Source organism: Vogesella indigofera (assembly GCF_003633895.1).
GTDB lineage: Bacteria > Pseudomonadota > Gammaproteobacteria > Burkholderiales > Chromobacteriaceae > Vogesella > Vogesella indigofera.
Genome location: NZ_RBID01000019.1, coordinates 107,814 through 130,724, shown reverse-complemented (window position 1 = coordinate 130,724; position 22,911 = coordinate 107,814). Strand labels below are relative to the sequence as shown.

The 22,911-nt window shown below is 65.3% G+C and carries 17 protein-coding genes and 1 tRNA gene; 8 read left to right on the top strand and 10 right to left on the bottom strand.

Going from position 1 to position 22,911, the window contains the following annotated elements; genetic code table 11:
• Positions 1–74 precede the first annotated feature (74 nt).
• The 3 genes from C8E02_RS16075 (at position 75) to C8E02_RS16065 (ending at position 2,569) form a co-directional block, all read left to right on the top strand.
• Positions 75–827 (top strand): GNAT family N-acetyltransferase, encoded by a 753-nt coding sequence (locus tag C8E02_RS16075; RefSeq protein WP_120812481.1) that lies wholly within the window; start codon positions 75–77, stop codon positions 825–827.
• Between the two features lie 69 nt (positions 828–896).
• Positions 897–1,598: a tRNA (N6-threonylcarbamoyladenosine(37)-N6)-methyltransferase TrmO gene (tsaA, locus tag C8E02_RS16070; protein ID WP_120812478.1), complete on the top strand. Its 702-nt coding sequence runs from the start codon at positions 897–899 to the stop codon at positions 1,596–1,598.
• 80 nt (positions 1,599–1,678) lie between these two features.
• Positions 1,679–2,569 (top strand): Tim44 domain-containing protein, encoded by an 891-nt coding sequence (locus C8E02_RS16065; protein ID WP_120812476.1) that lies wholly within the window; start codon positions 1,679–1,681, stop codon positions 2,567–2,569.
• Positions 2,570–2,903: 334 nt separating this feature from the next.
• Here C8E02_RS16065 and C8E02_RS16060 read toward each other — a convergent pair whose 3' ends face one another.
• Entirely contained in the window at positions 2,904–4,817 is a 1,914-nt protein-coding gene (locus tag C8E02_RS16060) for a bifunctional diguanylate cyclase/phosphodiesterase (protein WP_120812473.1), read from the bottom strand.
• 11 nt (positions 4,818–4,828) lie between these two features.
• On the bottom strand, positions 4,829–5,455 hold the full coding sequence (locus C8E02_RS16055) for a transglutaminase-like cysteine peptidase (protein ID WP_245961183.1): 627 nt from the start codon (positions 5,453–5,455) through the stop codon (positions 4,829–4,831).
• A gap of 243 nt (positions 5,456–5,698) precedes the next feature.
• On the opposite strand from C8E02_RS16055, the gene C8E02_RS16050 reads away from it, so the two are divergent.
• Positions 5,699–7,561 carry a TolC family outer membrane protein gene (locus C8E02_RS16050; protein ID WP_211329269.1) on the top strand — a complete coding sequence of 621 codons (1,863 nt, stop codon included), beginning with the start codon at positions 5,699–5,701 and terminating at the stop codon, positions 7,559–7,561.
• Between the two features lie 80 nt (positions 7,562–7,641).
• On the opposite strand, the gene C8E02_RS16045 is transcribed toward C8E02_RS16050, so the two are convergent.
• The 3 genes from C8E02_RS16045 to rsmI all read right to left on the bottom strand — a co-directional run bounded on the left by C8E02_RS16045 (position 7,642) and on the right by rsmI (position 9,775).
• Complete coding sequence (locus C8E02_RS16045) at positions 7,642–8,412, bottom strand: TatD family hydrolase (RefSeq protein WP_120812466.1); 771 nt, start codon at positions 8,410–8,412, stop codon at positions 7,642–7,644.
• 355 nt (positions 8,413–8,767) lie between these two features.
• Positions 8,768–8,852: transfer RNA gene (locus tag C8E02_RS16040), tRNA-Leu, on the bottom strand.
• A gap of 50 nt (positions 8,853–8,902) precedes the next feature.
• Positions 8,903–9,775 carry a 16S rRNA (cytidine(1402)-2'-O)-methyltransferase gene (gene rsmI / locus C8E02_RS16035; protein ID WP_238377363.1) on the bottom strand — a complete coding sequence of 291 codons (873 nt, stop codon included), beginning with the start codon at positions 9,773–9,775 and terminating at the stop codon, positions 8,903–8,905.
• A 60-nt stretch (positions 9,776–9,835) separates the two neighbouring features.
• On the opposite strand from rsmI, the gene C8E02_RS16030 reads away from it, so the two are divergent.
• Genes C8E02_RS16030 through C8E02_RS16015 form a run of 4 tightly spaced genes read left to right on the top strand, consistent with a single transcriptional unit; the run spans position 9,836 to position 12,460 of the window.
• Positions 9,836–10,909, top strand: a complete 1,074-nt coding sequence (locus tag C8E02_RS16030; RefSeq protein ID WP_120812463.1) for a penicillin-binding protein activator — start codon at positions 9,836–9,838, stop codon at positions 10,907–10,909.
• A complete protein-coding gene (locus C8E02_RS16025) occupies positions 10,906–11,244 on the top strand; it encodes a YraN family protein (protein ID WP_120812460.1) in 339 nt (112 codons plus the stop codon). The genes C8E02_RS16030 and C8E02_RS16025 overlap by 4 nt, the downstream gene beginning before the upstream one ends.
• A 23-nt stretch (positions 11,245–11,267) precedes the next feature.
• On the top strand, positions 11,268–11,858 hold the full coding sequence (locus tag C8E02_RS16020; protein WP_047968209.1) for a phosphoheptose isomerase: 591 nt from the start codon (positions 11,268–11,270) through the stop codon (positions 11,856–11,858).
• On the top strand, positions 11,858–12,460 hold the full coding sequence (locus C8E02_RS16015; RefSeq protein WP_120812458.1) for a BON domain-containing protein: 603 nt from the start codon (positions 11,858–11,860) through the stop codon (positions 12,458–12,460). Before C8E02_RS16020 ends, C8E02_RS16015 begins: the two co-directional genes overlap by 1 nt.
• 63 nt (positions 12,461–12,523) lie before the next feature.
• Here C8E02_RS16015 and C8E02_RS16010 read toward each other — a convergent pair whose 3' ends face one another.
• From C8E02_RS16010 to C8E02_RS15990, 5 genes are all read right to left on the bottom strand, one after another.
• On the bottom strand, positions 12,524–13,714 hold the full coding sequence (locus C8E02_RS16010) for a sensor domain-containing phosphodiesterase (RefSeq protein ID WP_120812455.1): 1,191 nt from the start codon (positions 13,712–13,714) through the stop codon (positions 12,524–12,526).
• 192 nt (positions 13,715–13,906) lie between these two features.
• Positions 13,907–18,601 carry a retention module-containing protein gene (locus tag C8E02_RS16005; protein ID WP_120812452.1) on the bottom strand — a complete coding sequence of 1,565 codons (4,695 nt, stop codon included), beginning with the start codon at positions 18,599–18,601 and terminating at the stop codon, positions 13,907–13,909.
• A 99-nt stretch (positions 18,602–18,700) separates the two neighbouring features.
• On the bottom strand, positions 18,701–19,300 hold the full coding sequence (locus C8E02_RS16000) for a response regulator transcription factor (protein ID WP_120812449.1): 600 nt from the start codon (positions 19,298–19,300) through the stop codon (positions 18,701–18,703).
• Position 19,301: 1 nt separating this feature from the next.
• Complete coding sequence (locus C8E02_RS15995) at positions 19,302–20,699, bottom strand: HlyD family type I secretion periplasmic adaptor subunit (RefSeq protein ID WP_047968112.1); 1,398 nt, start codon at positions 20,697–20,699, stop codon at positions 19,302–19,304.
• The gene (locus C8E02_RS15990; protein ID WP_120812447.1) at positions 20,696–22,864 is read right to left on the bottom strand and encodes a type I secretion system permease/ATPase; all 2,169 of its coding nucleotides are present in this window, start codon (positions 22,862–22,864) and stop codon (positions 20,696–20,698) included. Before C8E02_RS15990 ends, C8E02_RS15995 begins: the two co-directional genes overlap by 4 nt.
• Positions 22,865–22,911 lie beyond the last annotated feature (47 nt).

Genomic DNA, 22,911 nt, shown 5'->3' with positions numbered 1-22,911 from the left:
GTTCATGGTCTGGACACGGCGCTGTCAGAATCGCCGTTTAGCATGCAGCCATCGACCCCGCACAGGAATGCAGCATGCAATTGAGCGAACAACTGGCGGTCAGCACCGCCCCCCGGCTGAGCGTGCGACTGGCGCGCAGCGACAAGGACATCCGCCGCGCACAGAAGCTCCGCTACCAGGTGTTTGCCACCGAGATGGGCGCGCAGCTGGCCTCCGCCGCCGAAGGCATCGACCGCGACGACTACGACGCCCACTGCGATCACCTGCTGGTGGAGGACAACACCAGCGGCAAGGTGGTCGGCACCTACCGCATGCTGCCGCCGCACAGGGCGCGGCAGCTGCCGCAACTGTATTCCGAGCACGAATTTGAGCTGTCGCGGCTGGCCGGCATCCGCGACCACGTGATCGAGGTCGGCCGCTCCTGCGTGCACAAGGACTATCGCCGCGGCGCGGTGATCGCCATGCTGTGGGCCGGACTCGCCGACTATGTGCGGCAGCAGGGCGGCCAGTACCTGGCCGGCTGCGCCAGCGTCAGCCTCGCCGACGGTGGCCACCAGGCGGTCAGCCTCTACCGCCAGCTGGAGGGCAAGCATCTGGCGCCGGTGGAGTGGCGGGTGACGCCGCACCTGGCCCTGCCGCTGCACCGGGTGCAGGACGACGCAGCGCCGGCGCCGCTGCCGCCGCTGATCAAGGGCTACCTGCGTGCCGGCGCCTGGGTGTGCGGCGAGCCGGCGTGGGATCCGGATTTCAACTGTGCCGATTTCTTCATGCTGCTGCCAATGAACCGCCTCGACCTGCGCCACCAGAAGCACTTCGCCGCCGGCTGAGGCGTGGTGCAAGGTTGGCCGCAGGCACCGCCTTGCGGCCAACCTTGACCGCGCTGTTACAATCGCGGGATGGAATATTCGGTCACCCCCGTCGGCATCATCCGCTCGCCGTACCAGGAAAAGTTCGGCATCCCGCGCCAGCCGGCGCTGGCCCCGTCCGCCCCGGTCACGCTGGAATTGCTGCCGCCCTACAACCAGCCCGACTGCGTGCGCGGACTGGAAGACTTCTCCCACGTGTGGCTGACCTTCGTGTTCCACGACACGCTGGCGCGCGGCTGGCAGCCGCTGGTACGGCCGCCACGGCTGGGCGGCAACAGCAAGGTCGGCGTGTTTGCCAGCCGCGCCACGCACCGCCCCAACGGCCTCGGGCTGTCACTGGTGGCATTGCAGGGCATCGACACCGGCCACGGCGTCACGCTGCAGCTGAGCGGCGCCGACCTGCTCGACGGCACGCCGGTGCTGGACATCAAGCCCTACATCCCGTTCGTGGAGGCCAAGCCCGACGCCCGCGGCGGCTTCGTCGACGGCCCGCCGCCGCAGCTGGCGGTGTGCTGGAGCGAGACCGCGCGCGCGCAGCTGCAAGCCTGGCCGCAGGCCCCGGTGTGGCTGCCGCAGCTGATCGAGGAAGTGCTGGCGCAGGACCCGCGCCCGGCCTACCAGGACGATCCGCAGCGGCGCTACGGCATGCGGCTGGCGGACTGCAACATCGCCTTCAGCATCGCCGACGGACAGGTGACGGTGCTTGAAATAACGCCACTGGCCCCGAACTAATCACTTCGACCCTTTGTCGAACTGTGTCCGGCGCTACACGCAAGAACTTATAAGTGCCGCTTACATTGGAGATTGACACCATGACATCCCGAGCGAAGACCGCCCTTCTGGCCCTCTCCCTCATCAGCATCCTTGCTGCCCCGCTTGCCGAAGCCGCACGGCTTGGCAAGGGCCGCAGCGCCGGCATGCAGCGCTCGACCCCGACACAAAGCTACCAGCAGCCTAGCGCCGCACCGGCCCAGCCTGCCGCGCCGATGGCGCCAGCCGCAGCCGGCCAGCAAAAAGGCTCCGGCATCGGTGGCATGCTGGCCGCCGGCGCCGTCGGCGCCGCTGCCGGCTACATGCTGAGCTCCGCCTTTGGCGGCGATGGCGACTTCCCGTGGCTGGGCATCCTCGCCGGCGGCCTCGGCGGCCTCGCGCTGTTGTCCTTCCTGCGCAACCGCGCCGCCCGTCAGCGCCAGCAGGCGCCGCGTCCGATGTCGGTACCGCACGCCAGCCGCTTCGAACCGGCCGCCGCCGGCCCCAACGGTGCCATTCCGCCGATCGGCTCCGGCATGCAGCCACAAGGCGGCAGCGGACTGACGCCGCCACCGGCCAGCCTGCAGCGCCTGCCGGACGGCACCGAGATCCCGCACTTCCTGCGCCAGGCCAAGGCCACCTTCCTGCACCTGCAGAACCTGAACTCGGCGGAAAGCCTGGAAGAAGTGCGCAAGTACATGACGCCGGAGCTGTTCAACGCGCTGCGTGACGACATCAGCAGCAACACCGAAGCGGCCGACTTCCCGCAGCTGGACTGCAGCGTGATCGAAGCCGTCAACGAAGGCGGCCGCATGATCGCCAGCGTCCGCTTCAGCGGCACCGTCAGCGAAAGCGTCGGCACCGCACCGGTAGCGTTCAGCGAGGTGTGGCACTACGTGAAGGACGACAGCAACAGCGCCAAGTGGCTGATCGCCGGCATCCAGCAGGCCTGACCCGGCAACACCGCACCATGGCAATACACAACGCCGCCCAATCGGGCGGCGTTTTTCATGGGGTGCCGGTGAAAACCTGGCCGCGGGCATGCGGCCAACCTTGTTGCGTTCCCAGCTTAAGGATGCGGCGGTCAGCCATCAGCGGACCGACATGGCTGATCGCTGGCATCCAGCAGGCCTGATCCGGCAGCGCCGCACCATGGCAAGGCACAACGCCGCCCAGTGGGCGGCGTTGTGCCTGGGATACCAGTGAAAATCCGGTCGCCGGACGTTGCGGCCAACCTTGCCGCATCCCTGCCGACAGGCGCAGCGCTGCGGCCGCGACAGTCAGCCGTCAGCGGACCGCCGGACCGGTAACACCGTCAAAGCCCAGTTCGAACAGCATCTGCTGCTCCTGCTCCTGCTTCACCCCTTCGGCGATCACGCCGAGGCCGATATTGTGCGCGATATTGCACACCCCCTTCAGGAACACCTGGTTGCCGGCGTGCTGCTGGATGTCCTGCACGAAGCTGCCGTCGACCTTCAGATAGTCGATACCCAGGTCGTGCAGCTGCCCGATCAGGCTGAACTGGCGGCCAAAGTGCTCGATGCCCAGCTTGCACGGCAGCTCGGCCAGCGCCAGGCACAGCGCACGGAACGCGTCGAAGCGCGGCAGGATACCGGCCTCCGGCATTTCCAGCCACAGCCGCGCGGCACTGTGGCCGTGCTCGCGGATCTGCGCCACCAGCTGGCGCAGGAAGTGCTCGCTGGCCAACGATTCCGCCGCTAGGTTGACGGCGATGCCGGGACAGTCCGGCTCTGCCGCCAGCTGCCGCAGCGCCATCGCCACCGCCGCCAGATCCAGCCCCGCCACGCGCCGGGTACGGATCGCCATCGGCATGAACTGGCCGGCCGGCAGCCACGCCTCGCCTTGGCGCAGGCGCAGCGGCGCTTCCTCGTGCAGCAGCGCGCCCTGACGGTCACGCACCGCGAAGCGCACCAGGCGCAAGCCGTCGCCCTGCAGCGCCTGATCGAGAATGCCGCCCCACACTTCCGCGGTCGGCGCCGGCGGCTTGTCGACGTTGCTGCCGGCCATCTCGATGCGCACGCCGGCGGCAAACTCGGACTGTGCCAGCGCCTGATCGAGCCGCGACATGATGTCGCGCACGGTGTCGCCGTCGCGCAGGTCGGTTGCCGCCATCGCCAACGCGACCGGCTGCGCGGCAAAGCTGCTCAGCAGCGCGTGCAGCTCGTCGTGCAGCTGCTGCAGGCTGGCGGCCTCGGCCTGGCTCGCCGGCAACAGCAGCGCGAAATCGGCGCCGTTGAGGCGCGCCGCCTGGCTGTCGACACCGAAACGCTGCGTGTCGCGCAGCACGGCGCCGAACTGGCCCAGCATTTCATCGGTCAGCGGCCGGCCCAGCTTGCTGTTGATGTCGGCCAGCGCCTCGATGCGCATCAGCAGCAGCACGCTGCTCTCGTCTTCGCGCTCCTGCAGGTCGGCGCCGAGACGGCCCATGAAGAACTGGCGGTTGGCCAGCCCGGTGACGCTGTCGAAGTTGACCTGGCGGCGCAGCACTTCCAGCCGCGCGGCCTCCTCTTCGAACATCATCTTGACGCGGGTCACCATCGCATTCATCGCCTGGGCCAGCCGCCCCATTTCCGGGCCCGGCGGCTCGGGAATGGTGATGAAGCGGCGCTGGGTAATCGCCTTGGCCTGATTGACCACGCCCAGCAGCTGCTTGCGGATGGTATTGACGCCGAAGGAGCCGATGGCGCCCACCACCAGCCCGGCGATCAGCACCCAGAACGACACCTGCAGCGCGCCTTCCCACAGCGAGGCGTAAGCGTAACCTGCCTCGCTCTCCACCTCGATGGTGCCGGCCTGCATCCAGCCGCTGCTGACCATCGCCCGCGCCGGCGTCGGCGCCAGGGTGAAGATATTGCGGAACCACGCCGGCGCGCTGCCGGACTGGTAGGCGTTGACGCGCTGTACCCGCGGCTTGCCGTCGGCGCCGACCCAGGAGATACGGCGGAAGTGGCCCTGGTCGAAGGCGGCGTTGATCAGCGTCTCGCCCATCGCCGGGTCGGCCTGGTTCTGGGTGATCAACAGCGCCAGCGAGTTGGCCGCATCGGCACTCTGCGCCGCCAGCTGCTGCTGCAGATAGTTGCGGGCATTGAACAGGTTGGCGGTCAGGCTGCCCGCCGCCGCCAGCACCACCGCCGCCACGACCAGAAACCAGAGCTGTTGAATCAGGGAAACGCGTTTCATCGGTGCCGCTTTCAGTTAATAAAGCCTTCGGCCTTCATTTTGTCGATCAACTGTCGCCAGCGGGTCAGCCGGTCGACACTGGAATTGGGGGCCGCGCCAGCGCCGACCCAGATGCCGTCGGCGTTGAAGCTGAACACCGGCTGCAAGTCGCTGCGCTGCGAGGCCGGCTTGATGCTGGAAATCAGGTTGTCCAGCACCAGCGGCTCGGCGGTCGGCTCGGCATAGTATGCCAGCACCATGTGTGCCTGGGTGATGGTGCTGGCCGGGCCGCCGATGCGGGCACGGACATAGATCATGCGCAGTTTCTGCGGCGCCACGCCCAGCTCGCGCAGGGTGAAGTACTTGGCCAGCGCAAAGTCCTCGCAGTCGCCGGCGCCCTTGGCCATGCTTTCCAGCGGCGTCGCCCAGTAGTCCGCCTGCCGCCACAAATCCGGATCTTCAACGTATCTCAATTTCTGATTAAAGAACTGATTTACATTCTGCACGCGGTTGATTTCATTGCTATCGCGACGCAGTTGCAACAACAGTTGCTGCCAGTCGCGGTAAACGCGCAGCGCCTGCACGCCGTACAGCTGCTGCACCCGCTCTGCACTCAGCTCCGCCAGCACCAGCCCGGCCAGCGCCAGCAGCAAAGGCACGGCCAGCAAGGCTCTCCCCCAACACCGGGACAGCGTCGCCGCGCAGACTGCGATCTTGTGAATGAAGCTGTTGCCAAGCATGCGGGCCGTGACCTGTGTGGAAATCCGCCTATCTATATTGTCAACGGTGAACTATCTTTCCCTTGACACTGCTTAAATCAATTCCGACAATACATTGTATTAAGTCGATGTTTACTTACTTGCAACTGTCCGATTAATAATTACTGGCATGTCGAGGCTATCATGAACTTCCGCCGCAAACACCTCTACGGTTGTACCCTGGCCGCATTATTGACCATGGTTATCCCTTCCGCATCCTTTGCGCTCGAATTGAAGGACGCCATCACGCAAACGGTGCAGAACAACGCGGAAGTGGGCATGAAGTGGTACAACTTCCGCGCCACCGCGGAAGAGAAGGGTGTCGCCAGCGCCGGCTTCTTCCCGACCGTCGACCTCAGCTACAACACCGGTCGCGAGCGCCTGCGCGAGCCGCAGACCGACGGTTCCGTCAACAGCCGTTCGTTCAACCGTCATGGCTACACCGCCACGCTGAACCAGAACCTGTTCCAGGGCTTCATGACCGTGAACCAGGTCAAGCAGCTGGACTATACCAGCCGCGCCCGCTATTTCGAGTACCTGGCCGCCGCTGAACAGCAGAGCTTGGAAGCGTCGCGTACCTTCATCGACGTGGTGCGCTACAGCAAGCTGGTCGAGATCGCCGAAGACAACTACGCCATCCACAAGGGCATCTACGAACAGATCCTGCAGCGCGTGACGCAAGGCGTTGGCCGCCGCGTGGACCTGGAGCAGATCAACGGCCGTCTCGGCCTGGCCGAATCCAACCTGATCAACGAGATCTCCAACCTGCACGATGTCTCGGCGCGTTACGCCCGCATCGTTGGTGAAGCCCCCCCGGCCGAGCTGAAACTGCCGATGCTGGACTTGGGCCTGGTGCCCGCCGCTGACCAGGTAATGCCGCTGGCGGACAAGCACAACCCGACGCTGCTGGCTGCCCGTTCCTTCTACCGTGCGGCCGAAGCCGATGTCCGCGTCCGTCGCGGCGCCTTCTCGCCGACGCTGGACCTGCGCGCCACCAAGGACGTCACCAACAACGAAGACGGCATCAAGGGCCGCAACTCGCAGCAGGCGGTGGAACTGGTGCTGAACATGAACCTGTTCCGTGGCGGCGCCGACCGTGCCCGCCTGGCCTCCTCCGCCGAACGCCAGAGCGAAGCCGAGGCACTGGGCATCAAGGCCTGCCGCGACATGCGCCAGCAGGTCAGCATCGCCTACAACGACGTGTCGAAGTTGACCAGCCAGCTCGACTCGCTGCGCCAGCACCAGCTGTCCACCGAAAAGGCGCGCGACGCCTATCGCCGCCAGTTCGACATCGGCCAGCGTACCCTGCTTGACCTGCTGGACAGCGAAAACGAACTGTTCGACGCCCGCCGCGAGCTGATCAACGCCGAGCTGAACCAGCAACTGGCGATCTACCGCGTGCTGGGTGAATCCGGCCGCCTGCTGGAAGTCATGCAGATCAAGCCGCAGGACAGCTCGCTGGCCAGCGTCGACGACCTGACCGTGCCGGCCTGCCCGACCGACTACGCTCCGGCATCGCCGCTGGACAAGAGCAAGATCGCCGCCAAGTCCTTCACCGACGATACCATCGTCGCCAAGACCACCCCGTCGGCCATCGAGCGCAATGTCTCGGTGAACGTGCAGGTACAGTTTGATCTGGATTCGGCGCGCATCCGTCCGGAAAGCTACCCGACCCTGGACCAGCTGGCCAGCACCCTGCTGATGCCGGAACTGGGTAGCAAGCGCTTCGTGGTGGAAGGCCATACCGACACCACCGGTGGCGCCAGCCACAACCTGCCACTGTCGCAGCGTCGTGCCGCCGCGGTACGCGACTACCTGATCACCAAGGGCGTGCCGGCAGACCGTCTGGACAGCGTCGGCTACGGCAGCAGCAAGCTGCTGCCGAACCTGGCACCGACCGATCCTAGCCACCGTCGCGTGGTGGTGACCTTCCAGGAACAGGCGCCGATGGGTGCGGTGAAACCGAAAGCGGCCGTGAAACGTCGCGTCGCCAAGCCGAAGCCATAAAGTAGTACTGCCCAACGCCAAGTGGCCGGTTAATCCGGCCACTTTTTTTACGTCCGCCGCGCGGGCAACCGGCGCTGGCGTTACGGTGCTTGCATGGCCGGGAACACTCGCGCCGCGTTTGCCGCCGTCGCGGCGGCGATGTCGGCCAGCGGCACACCGCGCAGTGCCGCCAGCACTGCGGCAATCCTGGGCAGGTTGTCCGGCGTATTCGGCACCGCCGGTGCCCACTCCGGCGGAATGTCCGGACCGTCGGTCTCCAGCACGATCGCCGACAGCGGCAGCGTTGCGGCCAACCTGCGAATGCGTTGCGAACCCTGATAGGTCATCGCACCGCCAAAACCGAGGCAGAAGCCCAGCTCGATAAAGGCATTCGCCTGCTGCACGCTGCCGTTGAACGCGTGCACCACGCCGCCACGAACCTTGTGCTGACGCAGGTATTTGAGGATGCGGTCATGCGAGCGACGCGCGTGCAGGATCACCGGCAGCTCAAAGCGGCGCGCCAGCTTCAGTTGCGCCTGCAGCCAGTATTCCTGCTGCTGCGCATCCAGCCCCGGCACAAAGAAATCCAGCCCGCACTCACCGACCGCCACCGGACGCTGCCGCTCCAGATAGTCGGCCAGCAGCGCCAGGTGCTCGTCCCGATGCCGTGCCAGGTACAGCGGGTGCAGGCCGAAGGCGACATCGACGCCGAACTGCGCCCGCATCGCCAGCACCTCGTCAAAGGTATCCGCCATCACCGCCGGCACGATGGCATGACTGACACCACCAGCGCGCGCCTGTTGCCACAGCTGCGCACGGTTGGCCGCAAACTCCGCCGCATCCAGATGCAAATGGGTATCGACAAGTGACATGGACAATCCTGTTGCGGATGAATTAAGCAGGCCGCGGCTGATAACGTGTCCCGGCAGGCCGCTTGGCCGTATCGGCACGGACCCGCTGACCGCTCAGCGTGTGGCCACCCTGCGCTGTGTTATAGCCGAAGCACACCCAGCTGCCGCGATCCGTAACGCCGGAGCATCGAGATGGCCTCGTCCCGTGGCATTCGCTGTTTCGTGTCGCCGCCATGTGAAGGAAAACGGCAAGCGCAACTGCGCGGTGGCGACCCAGCGCAAGCGGCCGGGAACCGCTGGCGGCGGCAAGCGGACAACAAAAAACCCGCAGAGCCTTGTGCTGTGCGGGTTTGATGCGGTACTTCAGATTTTTTCGTGGTGCCCGGGGCCGGACTCGAACCGGCACACCTTGCGGCGGGGGATTTTGAGTCCCCTGCGTCTACCAATTTCGCCACCCGGGCGAAAAAATCCAAGACGCGCATTGTATAAGCGGTGTTACGCCTTGTAAAGCTCAGTCCGCCACTTTCAGCTGCAGCGCGCGCTCGTACAGCTGCTTCTTGTTGAGGTCGTAATGCGTCGCCACAATCGCCGCCGCCTGCTTGGTCGGCAGCACCGCCGCCAGCTCGGCAAGCAGCGCCAGCGCCGGTGCAGGCAGGCTGTCCGCCGTCTGTGCCACCGGCGCGGCGGCGTCGATGATCAGCACGCACTCGCCGCGCTGCTGGTTGCTGTCGCTGCGGATGCGCTCGACCAGTTCCGCCGCCGGCAGGCGCAGGAAGGTCTCGAAGGTCTTGGTCAGCTCGCGCGCCAGGATCAGCGGCCGTTCCGCACCGAGGGTGGCGGCAACGTCTTCCACGCACTCCAGGATGCGGTGCGGCGCCTCGTAGCAGACCACCGCGTAGTCGGCGTCCTGCCATTGCTGCAGCGTCTTGCAACGTTGGCCGCGCTTGGGCGGCAGGAAGCCGTGAAACAGGAAGCGCGCGGTATCCAGCCCGCTGGCGGACAAGGCGGCGATCACCGCCGAGGCGCCGGCCACCGGCACCACGCGCAGGCCGGCGGCCCACACCGCCTGCGCCAGACGGGCACCGGGGTCGGAAATGCCCGGCGTGCCGGCGTCCGATACCTGCACCACGATTTTGCCTTCCTGCAGCCAGCGGATCACGCTGGCCGCCATTTCGCGCTCGTTGTGTTCGCGCAGACTGACCAGTTTCTTGCTGATGCCGTAGGCGGCCAGCAGGCTGCCGGTGACGCGGGTATCTTCCGCCAAAACGATGTCCGCGGCGTGGAACCCGGCAATGGCGCGCAGTGTCACATCAGCCAGATTCCCAATCGGCGTGGCCAGCACATATAATGACCCGTTGACAAACGTTTCCTGGGCAGAATTCATCAAGTGATCAAGCATTGTCTGCACGTTTTGGCTCCCTGGTTATCCGGCACAGCCGTTTTAATGGCGGCAAGTGTAGCCGCTGCACAGTCGCCGGGCTATATCCTTCAGCAAAATCAGCAAACGCTCCGGAACATCGGCGCCAGCGCTGCCTCCGCGCCGCTGGCCAGCCCTGCCGTCGCGGCACCCGCCACGCCTGCCGCCAAGCTCAGCGACAACAAACCACGCCTGCATCTGGGGCTGCTGCTGCCGGTGGAGGCACCGCAGCTGGGTGATGCTGCCCAGGTGGTGAAGGCCGGTTTCGATGCCGCCGCGCAGCAGGACAGCAACGTCCAGCTCAGCTTCGTCGCGCTGGCCAGCGAGAACGACGCGGTGAAGGGCTACCAGCAGCTGCTGGCCGCCGGCGCCAACGTGATCGTCGGACCGCTGACCCGCGAGGGTGCGGCCAACGTGGCGGCGCAAGCCAGCGTGCCGACGCTGGTGCTGAATACGCTGAGCAAGGCACCGGCCGGCGGCAAGGTATGGAGCCTGTCGCTGGCGGTCGAGAGCGAGGCGCGCCAGATCGCGCGCATGATGCGCGACGACGGCCGCAAGGCACCGCTGGTGCTGTTCAATAACGATGCGCTGTCTACGCGCCTGCGCGCCGCCTTCAGCGAGAGCTGGACGCAGCGCCATCCGAGCGCGCCGCTGGAACTGAACATGACGCAGCCGGACGGCGCGCAGCTGAGCACGCTGCTGGCCGGTGCCGACAGCGTGTTCCTGGCACTGGACGACAAGGAGGCCGAGGCCAGCCGCGCGCTACTGCCGGCCGAGCTGGCCGCCTACGCCACCTCACTGATCAATACCCGGCAAGCGGCGCCGGCACTGGACGGCGTGCGCTTCGTCGACATGCCGTGGTTCCTGATGCCCAATCACCCGGACGCCGCCGGCATCGCCCGGCCGGCCACGCCGCTGACCAAGGCCACCGAGCGCCTGTATGCGCTGGGAGTGGATGCCTTCCGCCTCGGCAAGGCGCTGGGGCAGAGCCGCAATCCGGCCAGCATCCGCCTGCGCGGCGTCACCGGCGACCTGCAACTGGGCAAGGACTGGGTAATCCAGCGCGAGCTGCCGACCGCCATTCGCGGCGAGTCGCAATGAGCAAGGCCAGTGGCGACCACTACGAAGCGCTGGCCTGCCGTTTCCTGCAGCAGCAGGGGCTGACGCTGGTGGAACGCAACTGGCACTGCCGGCAGGGCGAACTGGATCTGGTGATGCGCGACGGCGCCTACTGGGTGTTCGTCGAAGTACGCGCCCGGCAATCGGCCCACTTCGGCGGCGCCGCCGCCAGCATCGGCAGCGCCAAGCAGCACAAGCTGCACACTGCGGCCAACCTTTACCTCAGCAGCAAACGCATTGATGCCCCCTGCCGTTTCGACGCCGTGCTGTTCGATGGCGGCGAACAAGCGCAGTGGCTGAAGAACATTTTCGCTTAAGCGCCACCGACCAAAGGAATCACATGGATTTGATCGAACGTGTCAGCGGACACTTCCTTGAAAGCATCGCCATCAAGCAGCAGGTGATGGACGAGCTGTCGCCGGCCGTGGCGCTGGCCGCCGAGCGCATGGTCAGCAGCCTGATGAACGAGGGCAAGATCCTCGCCTGCGGCAACGGCGGTTCCGCCGCCGACGCGCAGCATTTTGCCGCGGAAATGATCGGCCGCTTCGAGAAGGAACGCCCGGGGCTGGCGGCGATGTCGCTGGCCACCGACAGTTCGATCCTCAGCGCCATCGGCAACGACTACGATTTCGACATGATCTTTTCCAAGCAGGTGCGGGCACTGGGCCACCACAACGACCTGCTGCTGGCGATCTCCACCTCCGGCAACTCCGCCAACGTCATCGAGGCAATCTATGCCGCGCACGAACGCGGCATGGGCGTGATTGCCCTCACCGGCAAGGACGGGGGCCAGATCGCGGAAATCCTGTCACCGGAAGACATCCACCTGAATGTGCCGAGCCTGCGCACCGCGCGCATTCAGGAAGTCCATATCTTGTTGATCCATGCACTGTGCGATGCCATCGATTGCATGTTGCTGGGAGGAGAATGATGAAAAACCGTTTGTTCGCACTGCTGCTGGCCAGCAGCGCCGCCGCCAGTCTCAGTGCCTGTTTCCCGCTGGTTGCCGGCGGCGTGGCCGCCGGTGCGCTGGTCGCCAGCGACCGCCGTACCAGCGGCGCCTATGTCGAGGACCAGGCCATCGAGCTGAAGTCGTTGCGCCAGAGCAGCGAGCGCTTTGCCGGCGCCCGCATCAGCATCACCAGCTACAACCGAGCAGTGCTGATCAGCGGCGAGGCGCTGAGCGAGGCGCAACGCCAGGAAATCGAGATGGTGGTGCGCGGCACGCCGAACGTGCAGCGCGTCTACAACCACCTGGTGGTAGCTCCGGTGGCAACGCTGGCACAGAAGAACAACGACCTGTGGATCACCACCAAGGTGCGCACCCGCCTGCTGGAAGGCAAGGGCTACCCGCCGCAGGCGATCAAGGTAGTGACTGACCGCGGCGTGGTCTACCTGCTCGGTCTGGTCACCGCCAGCGAAGGCGCCGCCGCCGCCGATGTCGCCAGCCGTACCAGCGGCGTGCAGCAGGTGGTCACACTGTTCGAGACGCTGGCCGAGACACCGGCAGCCAGCATCCAGCCCGGCAACTAAACAGCACCACGGCAATGAAAAAGGCGACTCGCGAGTCGCCTTTTTGCTGGGTACCGGCAACGGCTACAGGCTGCGCCCCACCCCCGGCATCAGCACGTCGCTGCACAGCACGTGTTGCACCTCGTCGATCTCGATCGCCATCGACAGCGTGACGCAGATGCGGGTATCGGTCATCGACAGGTAGGGCTCGCTCATGTACAGCACGCCGGGCTGGTCGATGGCGTGCTGGAAATAGGCGCGCCGCGACCACACCGCGCCGGTGGTGTCCTCCAGCGGGGAGAAGCGCAGGCTGTCGCCGATGTTGTTGCGTCCGGAATTGAGGTTGCGCCCCTGCTGGCGGCCCTCCTGATCCAGCAGGAAGCAGCGGATCACGTCCGGCAACTGCAACATCGGTTTTGCCGCCACCTCGAATTCGCTGCCCTGCATCAGCGCGATCGCCGTCTGCACAAAAGCCTGCCGCGACAGTTCCATCTGGCGGCGATTGAGTTTGCGACGCAGCAGTTCGCGGTTCATCAGCTCGTCCCACTTGGCATCGAGCCGCGGCGTGATCAGCTGGTCGCTGTCCGGCACCGCCGCAGGGCGTGCCACGTAGTAGCCCTGCACCAAGTCACAGCCGGAATCCAGCGCCACCACCACGTCGGAGTCGCTTTCCACGCCCTCCACCACCACCAGCGCACCAATTTCGTGCATCAGCCGCACCAGACGCGACAACAGGGTGCGCGTGCGCTGCTGGGTCACCGCGCTGCGCAGCAGGTGGCGGTCAAACTTGACGAAATCCGGCTCCAGGCTGCACACCCGGTCGATATTGGAGTGGCCGACACCGAAATCGTCGATGGCCAGCAGGCAGCCCTGCTCCCGCAACAGCGCCACGCCCTCCAGCAGGCGCGCATCCAGTTCGATCGCCTGCTCCAGCACCTCCAGCACCACCGACTGCGGCGCGATGCCAGACTCGGCGATGATGATACCCAGTTGCGTCGCATAGTCCGGATCGGACAGCGTCATGGCATCGACATTGAGGAACAGCCAGCGCTGGGCATGGCCGGCGGCGGCAAAACGCTGGCAGTGCGCGGCGCACACCGCCAGATCCATCGCCACCCGCTCGTCGCGGCGGATATAACGCTGGTACACCTCCAGCGGCGACAGCGAGACCTCGTTCTCCGACGCCCGCAGCAGCGCCTCCATGCCGACCGTGCGCCGGTGCGCCAGGCTATAGATGGGCTGAAAGTGGGAGTTCAGTACCAGGGAATCCCGCATCGGTATGTTATTCACAGCAACGCTCCGGCAAAAGTTGTACGCAGACTAGCAATTGCTGTTCCAGTTTAAGTGAGGTTGGCCGCAAGCCCAACCTCGGATAACAAAAAAGACCGGCAACGGCCTGATAGCAGCCAGTGAATGCTGACTGCTATCAAGCCGTTGCCGGCCTTTTGTTCCCCTTTTCCCCTTGCCTCAATCCGTTTTCAGGTTGGAATTGTTTTTCAGCATGTCGATGATCTGCTGATCGGTCGCCCCTACCCCGGCCAGGGAGTCCAGTGCCACGCCGGTCAGCACAATCTGCTGATCGGTGGCCGTGCCATAGTTGCTGCCATTGAATTCGCCGCTGTAGCTGATCTGGACCAACGTGTTGCTGCCGTCTGCACTGAAGTGCAGGTATTGCTGCAGATTACTGCTGTTTTCTCCTTGCAGCAGGTCGCGCAGATCAAGGGAGTCGCCTTCACTGGTTTTGAAGTCGTTCACGCTGACGATATCGGTAGCCGCACCACCACCCAGCCCCTGATCGCCCAGGCTCCACTTGAAGGTGTCGCTGCCCGCGCCGCCAATCAACGTGTCATTGCCGAAACCGCCATACAGCACATCGTTGCCATCACCGCCGTACAGGGTGTCATTGCCCAGCCCGCCCATCAGCACGTCGTTACCGGCACCGCCATACAGGGTATCGCTGCCGGCACGACCATCGATGAAATCGTCGCCGTCACCGCCAGTAAGGGTATCGTTACCGACCGTGCCGTAGATCATGTCGTTGCCGCCCTGCGCATCCAGCGTCTGCCCGGCTACGGTTATCGGGCCGCTGACCGCAAACTCACCACCATCGGTGTCGCTGCTCAGCCAGTCACGGTCGGCACCATTGCCCGCCGTGGCGCTGTCAAAGTCGGTGGCATAGTCACCCTGATAGTTGTTATGCGGCCTCACGTACTCGTCCGAGTTGATGATGTGTACGTTGCTACTACTGGAGAGGTCATCACCAAGCAACTGGAGCTTGAACTGGTCATTCTGGTCCATCACCACATCGGTATCACCGGCGGTCAGGTAGAAGCGGAACAGGGTGTCGCCATTGGCGGTGTACAACTTTTCCCAGTAGCCGGTGGTGCCGGTTGGCAAGGACAATGCCAGCAGGGTAAGCCCGACAGCACTGATATCGTCGACCCAGATGTCCCAGTGGATGGTGCGGCCGGCAAACAAGGTGATGTCACCGTCCTTGGCTTTAATATCGAACGACTGATGCTGGGAGCTGTAGTTCATTAGCCAGGCACCGTCATCACCGTAGAGCACCGGCGGCGGGTAGTCGTCATCCACGATGGTCGCGGTGGCGCTGTCCTGGTAAGTGCTGCCGTTGCTGCTCAGCGTGGCGCCGAGGGTGAAGGTTTCGTTCGCTTCGTCGCTGCTGTCATCCACCGTGGTGGTACGGATCAGCAGGTTGCTGTCGCCTGCGGCCAAGGTGATGGCGCCGCTGTAGGTCGTCCAGCTGCTGCCGCCGTCGCTGCTGTACTGGAAGCCGCCGGAAGCGTAGTCCGCCGGGCTCAGCGCGGTGCCGTCGGCCAGGGTCAGCTGCAGCGTGCTGCCGGCAGCGGCGCCGGTGATGTGCAGCTCGAAGGTGGCCAGCTGGCCTTCCGGCACGGTGATGTTGCCGCTTTCTGTCGCCGCCGCGCCGAAGAAGATGACGGGGATATCGTCGTCGACGATGGTGGCGGTGGCGCTGTCATTGTAGCTACTGCCATTGCTGCTCAGCGTGGCGCCGAGGGTGAAGGTTTCATCGGCCTCGTCGACGCTATCCTCCGCAGTGGTGGTACGGATCAGCAGGTCGGTCTCGCCGGCGGCCAAGGCAATGCTGCCGCTGTAGATCGTCCAGCTGACGCCATTGTTGGTGCTGTACTGGAAGTTGCCGGATGCGTAATCCGCCGGGCTCAGCGCCGTACCGTCGGCCATGGTCAGCACCAGCGTGCTGCCGGCGGCGGCGCCGGTGACGTGCAGCTCAAAGGTGGCCAGCTCGCCTTCCGGCACCAGGATGTTGCCGGTTGCCGTGTCGCTCGCGCCGAAGAATATTTTCGGGATGTCGTCGTCGACGATGGTAGCGGAGGCGCTGTCGCCATAGCTGTTGCCACTGCTGTTCAGCGTGGCGCCGAGAGTGAAGATTTCGTTTGCCTCGTCGACACTATCTTCCACCGTGGTGGTGCGGATCAGCAGGTCGCTGTCGCCTGCGGACAGCGCGATGGCGCCGCTGTAGGTCGTCCAGCTGCTGCCGCCGTCGCTGCTGTACTGGAAGTTGCCGGAAGCGTAATCCGCCGGGCTCAGCGCCGTGCCGTCGGCCAGGGTCAGCACCAGCGTGCTGCCGGCGGCGGCACTGGTGACGTGCAGCTCGAAGGTGGCCGGATCGCCTTCCGGCACCAGGATGTCGCCGCTGGCCGTTTCACTCGCGCCGAAGAAGATGGTCGGGGTGTCATCGTCGATGATGGTGGCGGTGGCGCTGTCGTTGTAGCTGCTGCCGTTGCTGCTCAGCGTGGCACCGAGCGTGAAGGTTTCATCCATCTCCTCCGCATTGTCACCGACCGTGGTGGTACGGATCAGCAGGTCGCTATCACCTGCGGCCAACGTAATGGCGCCGCTGTAGGTCGTCCAGCTGCTGCCGCCATCGCTGCTGTACTGGAAGCTGCCGGAAGCGTAGTCGTCCGGGCTCAGCGCCGTGCCATTAGCCAGGGTCAGCACCAGCGTGCTGCCGGCGGCGGCGCCGGTGACGTGCAGTTCGAAGGTAGCCGGATCGCCTTCCGGCACGGTGATGTCGCCGCTGGCGGTGTCGCTCTCGCCGAAGAAGATGGAGGGGATGTCGTCGTCGACGATGGTCGCTGTGGCGCTGTCGCCGTAGCTGCTGCCGTTGCTGCTCAGTGTGGCGCCGAGCGTGAAGGTTTCGTTCGCTTCGTCGACGCTGTCGCCGACCGTGGTGGTGCGGATCAGCAGGTCAGTATCGCCTGCGGCCAACGCGATGGCGCCACTGTAGGTCGTCCAGCTGCTGCCGCCATCGCTGCTGTACTGGAAGCTGCCGGAAGCGTAGTCGTCCGGGCTCAGCGCGGTGCCGTCGGCCAGGGTCAGCACCAGCGTGCTGCCGGCGGCGGCGCCGGTGACGTGCAGTTCGAAGGTGGCCGGATCGCCTTCCGGCACGGTGATGTCGCCGCTGGCGGTGTCGCTCTCGCCGAAGAAGATGGAGGGGATGTCGTCGTCGACGATGGTCGCGGTGGCGCTGTCGCCGTAGCTGCTGCCGTTGCTGCTCAGCGTGGCACCGAGCGTGAAGGTTTCGTTCGCTTCGTCGACGCTGTCGCCGACCGTGGTGGTGCGGATCAGCAGGTCAGTATCGCCTGCGGCCAACGTAATGGCGCCACTGTAGGTCGTCCAGCTGCCGCCGCCATCGCTGCTGTACTGGAAGCTGCCGGAAGCGTAGTCCGCCGGGCTGAGCGCCGTGCCGTCGGCCAGCGTCAGCACCAGCGTGCTGCCGGCGGCAGCGCCGGTGACGTGCAGCGCGAAGGTCGCCGGCTCGCCTTCCGGCACGGTGATGTCGCCGCTGGCAGTGTCGCTCTCGCCGAAGAAGATGGTCGGGATGTCGTCGTCGACGATGGTCGCGGTGGCGCTGTCGCCGTAGCTGCTGCCGTTGCTGCTCAGCGTGGCGCCGAGGGTGAAGGTTTCGTTCGCTTCGTCGACGCTGTCGCCGACCGTGGTGGTACGGATCAGCAGATCGGTGTCGCCGGCGGCCAGCGCGATGGCGCCGCTGTAGGTCGTCCAGCTGACGCCATTGTCGGTGCTGTACTGGAAATTGCCGGATGCGTAGTCCGCCGGGCTCAGCGCCGTGCCGTCGGCCAGGGTCAGCTGCAGCGTGCTGCCGGCGGCAGCGCCGGTGACGTGCAGTTCGAAGGTGGCCGGATCGCCTTCCGGCACGGTGATGTCGCCGCTTTCCGCCTCCGGATTGCCAAAACGAATGGTCGGCACGTCGTCGTCGACGATGGTCGCGGCGGCGCTGTCGCTGTAATTGGCACCGCCACTGCTCAAGGTGGCACTCAGGGTGAAGTTCTCGTTGGCCTCATCCACGCTGTCGTCCACGGTGCTGGTGCGCACCAGCAACTGGCTGGCGCCGGCGCTGATCGCGATGGCGCCGGTGTAGTCCGTCCAGGTGACCCCGCCGTCGGTACTGTACTGGAAAGCGGTGGCGGCGTAGTCGGCCGGCGAGACGGCCGAGCCATTGCCGAAAACCAGCACCAGGCTGCTGCCGGCGGCGGCTCCGGTGATGCTGACGCCGAACACGGCATCCAGACCCTCTTCAACGGTGACATCACCGGTCGCAATGCCCGGCTGGCCCACCTGAATGCTCGGGGTTGCCGGAATGAGCACGGCGTCACCAAGCGAGGCCTGTTGCAATGGCGGGTTGCCGCTGTCGAGCCCGTTGTCCAGCGACAGCGGGCTGATGCCCTCGGCCACGCGGCCGATGCGGGTAAAGGAGTTGCCGCCATCCTCGCCGCCACCTGCCGCCAGGCCGGCTGCGGTGGCTTCCAGCTCTTGCAACGGATCCTGGCCGCGTTCCAGTGCCGCCAGGGCCTGCTCGGCTTCCGGACTGAGCGTGGCGATGGCCGCATCGCTGGCATCGCCGGAGGCGGTGTTGAACACGTCATCGGTAATGGTGAGGTCGCGGGCTTCGGCGATACGCACGATATTGCCGCTGGCCGACTGCAGCTCGATCACGCCGTCGGCGGGGATGATCAGGCGGTCGCCGGTGGCCACGATGTCGCCCAGTTTCAGGATGCGCTCGCTGCCGTCCGGCGCGATGGCAATGATCTTGCCGATGATGGCGACGACCTTGCCCTGGACAATGTTGGTAGCGGTAGCCATGATAAAACCCCCACACTCGTTGTTGACTCTCTAGTTGTAGAGGTGAGCGTGGGGGCCGGCTATGGTACTGAAGGGAGTTGTACTAAAGGGCAGTACGCGTCAGCTGGACAGTTTCAGCAGCAGCTGCACCCGGTCCGGCACCCCCAGCTTGCCGAAAATGGCGGTGAGGTGGGCCTTGACCGTGCGTTCGGAGATGTCCATGTCGCGGGCGATCTGCTTGTTGCTCTTGCCCTCGCGCAGATGGCCGACCACTTCGCGTTCGCGCTCGGTCAGCTGTTCCAGCAGCGGGCTGTCGGTGCGGGCGACCTGTCCGAAACGGGCGCACAATTGCTGCATCAGGCCGACACCGACCCAGATGCCGTCCGCCGCCACCACCGCGCTGACCTGCCGCAGCGTTTCCGGCTGCGAGAAGGCGTTGAGGAAACCCGCCGCCCCCGCCCCCAGCCACTGTACCGCCTGGCGATCGGATGGCGTACTGCTCAGCACGATCACGCGGGCATGGCCGAAATCGCCGCGGCACAGCCGCCCCAGCAACGCTTCATCCTGATTGTCGGCATCCACCCACACCACCCCCTGGGCGCAGCGCTGCGGCTGCTCGGCCAGTGCCGACAAGGAGTCGTACACTTCCAGCTCGCGGTCCAGGGCGGCCTGCAAGTGTTGCTGCAACGAGGGACTGCTGGTGATGAGTAGTGTCGGCATATCAGCGTTCGCTCAGGGCTTGTGCTTTGGCACGTAATACCGGTTTCAGAAGGTAGTTCAGCACGCTCTTGTGCCCGGTGATGATGTCGACTTCCGCCACCATGCCGGGGATGATCGGCAGTTTTTTCTCGCTCAGGTGCGCGGCATCGGTCTTGACCTTGACCACGTAGTAGGTATTGCCCTTGTCGTCGGTGATGGAGTCGGCACCGATCTGATGCAGCTTGCCCTTGAGGCCGCCGTAGATGGTGGAGTCATAGGCGGTAAAGCGGACAAACACCGGCTGCCCCGGGTGCAGGAAGGCGATATCGCGCGGCGAGACCTTGGCCTCGATCAGCAGCGAATCATCCAGCGGCACGATCTCGAGGATGTCGCGGCCCGGCTGTACCACGCCACCGACGGTGTTGACCAGCAGGCGCTTGACCTCGCCGCGCACCGGCGAGCGGATCTCGGTGAGGTCGACCTTGTCCTGCAGCGCGGCACTGCCGGCGCCGAGCGTGCTCAGCTTGGCCAGTGTTTCCGACAGTTCGGTACTGGCCTGGTTGCGGAATGCCAGTTCCACCTCCTGGATCTTGCGGTTGGCCTCGCTGATCGCGGACTGGATCTTCGGCACCTGCGCATTGGACATGTCGCGTTCGCCGCGATAGCGCGATACATCACGCTCCAGCCGCAACACGTCGACCTCGGACACCGCGCCGGATTTCAGCAGCGGTCGCGTCACCGTCAGCTCGCGCATGGTCAGTTCCAGCCCCTGGTTGGCCTGTTCGCGCCGCGCGCGCGCCTCGTTCAGCTCTTCGGTCCGCTGCGCCAGCTGCTGGCGGGCGATGGAGACGTTGGCGTCCAGCTCCATGCGTTTAGACTGGTAGAGATCCATTTCCTGGCGCGCGATTTCCGGCGCCTGGCTGGTCACTTCCGGCGGCAGCGAGAACGGCTTGCCCTCGGCCAGCGCCCGCAGCCGCGAGGCCTTGGCCTGCAGCGACAGTACCTGCGACTGGTTTTCGTTGAGCGAGGACACGAAACGGGTGTTGTCGACCTGCAGCAACAGTTGGCCGCGTTCGACGATATCGCCCTCTTTCACCAGGATCTTCGACACCACGCCGCCATCCAGGCTCTGCAGATGCTGGATCTGGCTGGTCGGCACCACCTTGCCCTCGCCGCGCGCCACCTCGTCGAGCGTGGCGAACGCCGACCACAGCAGCGCTGACACCAGGAACAGGCCGATCACCCAGATGAACATGCGCGGCCGTTGCGGATTCTGTTCCAGAATCGCCCACTCGGCGTCGGCGGCAAAATCCTGGCGGTCCTGCAGGTCTTCCGCCGTGGTCCAGTCCAGCACGCGGCGCACCAGCGGGCTGCGCTTGGCCTGCGACGTTTGCCACAGTTTGTTAAGCAGTTTTTTCATACTTGTGCCCTTCCGATCTTGCCTTGTTGCAGGGCCTGGACCACCTCTGCTTTCGGGCCATCCGCCAGGATGCGGCCCTGATCGATCACGATGATGCGATCCGCCAGATCCAGCAGTGCGGTGTGGTGCGTCACCAGCACCATGGTCTTGCCCGGCATGATCTTCTCGAAGGTGCGCTTCATCGCCGCCTCGGTACTGTGGTCCATATTGCTGGTCGGTTCGTCCAGCAGCATGATCGGCGGGGCGTTCAGCAGCGCGCGGGCGATGGTGATCGCCTTGCGCTGGCCGCCGGACAGCGATTCGCCGCGCTCGCCGATCACCATGTCGAAACCTTCCGGATGGCTGTTGACGAACTCGCTCAGCCCGGCCAGATCCGCCGCGGCGGCGATACTGGCATCGTGCACGTGCGGCTGGCCCATGCTGATGTTCTGGCGCAGCGTGCCGTAGAACAGTACCGGCTCCTGCGACACGTAGCCGACGTTGCGGCGCAACTCGGCCGGATCGATCTGGCGCAGGTCGACCCCGTCAATGCGGGTCGAGCCCTGCTGCGGCTGGTACAGGCCCATGATCAGCTTCTGGATGGTGGACTTGCCGGAGCCGACACGGCCGAGGATGGCCACCTTTTCACCGGCACGGATGCGGAACGACACATTGTGCAGCGCACCGAGCGGGCTGTTGGGATAGGTGAACGACACGTTGGAGAACTCGATGTCGCCGTTGAAGTGGGTGCGATGGAAGAAGGTGGCTTCCTCTTCGCGCTCCACCGGCATTTTCATCAGTCCTTCCAGCGAATCCAGCGACGACTTGGCGTTGTTGAACTGTGTCATCAGTCCGGCCACCGCACCCATCGGCGCAATGGCGCGACCGGCCAGCATGGTGCAGGCGATCAGGCCACCGACCGATGACAGCCCCTCCTTGATCAGGTAGACGCCGATGATGATGATCGACACCGACATCAGCTGCTGGATGAAGCCGGCGAAGTTCATGGTCACCGCCGACAGGAACTTGAGGCGGCTGCCGACCTGCGCCAGGAACAGCGTCGCCTTCTCCCAGCGCCCCTGCAGCACGCCTTCGGCGCCGAGGGTCTTGATGGTTTCCAGGCCGACCAGGCTTTCCACCAGGTGGGCATTGCGCTGCGACGAGGCGCGGAAGGTGGTCTCGGTCAGCTCCTGCATCTGGCCCTGCACCGTGAACGCCAGCAGCAGCATCAGCAGGATCGCCACCAGCGGCGGCAACACCATCCACGGCGAGATCCAGAAGATCACGAACACGAACAGCAGCGCGAACGGCACGTCCACCAGCGTGGTCACCGTGGCGGAGGCGATGAAGTCGCGCACCGTCTCGAAGGCACGCAGGTTGGCCGCAAAGGCACCGACCGAGGCCGGTCGCGCCTCCATGCGGATGCCGAGCACGCGCTCCATGATCAGCGCCGACAGCATCACGTCCACCCGCTTGCTGGCCAGGTCGATCAGGTAACCGCGGGTCAGCTTGAGGATGAAGTCGAACACCAGGATCAGCAGTACCCCCAGCCCCAGCACCCACAGCGTGTCGAACGCCATGTTGGGAACCACGCGGTCGTACACGTTCATCGAGAACAGCGGAAACACCAGTGCGAACACGTTGACGAAGAAGGCGGCAATCAGCGCGTCGCGGTACAGCGGACGCCCCTGCAGGATGGCGTGCCAGAACCAGTGCTGGGTGCGCGCCTTGTTCAGCTCCGGCACCCGCTTGTCGAAGCGGAAACGCGGCTTGACCACGATGGCCAGCCCGCTGTAGCGCGCGGCCAGCTCGCTGCCGCTCAGCACCTGCACCGCTTCCGGCAGCTCGGCCGGGCTGATGTAGTAGTTGCCGTCGGCGTCGATCTCGCGCAGCAGGCAGGCGTCATTGCCGTTGAGCAGCAGCACCGCCGGCAACAGCGCCGCCGGCAGCTCGTTCAGCGGCTTGCGCAGCACCCGCGACACCAGGCCGGCGCGGCGCGCCGCGCGCGAGAACATCGCCGGGGTCAGCCGCTGTTCTTCCAGCGGAATGCCGGCAATCAGCGAGTCGCGGGTGGTGGTGATGCCGTGCTGCCGTGTCAGTTCGAACAGGCAGTCCAGCAAGGGATCCAGATGGGTGGCACGTTGCGAAATATCCGCCTGTGCGCCTTTGTGTTCCTGATTATTCATATGCGGTCTTTGTCAAGGCATCGCCTTTGGGTCTTCGTGGGCAACGA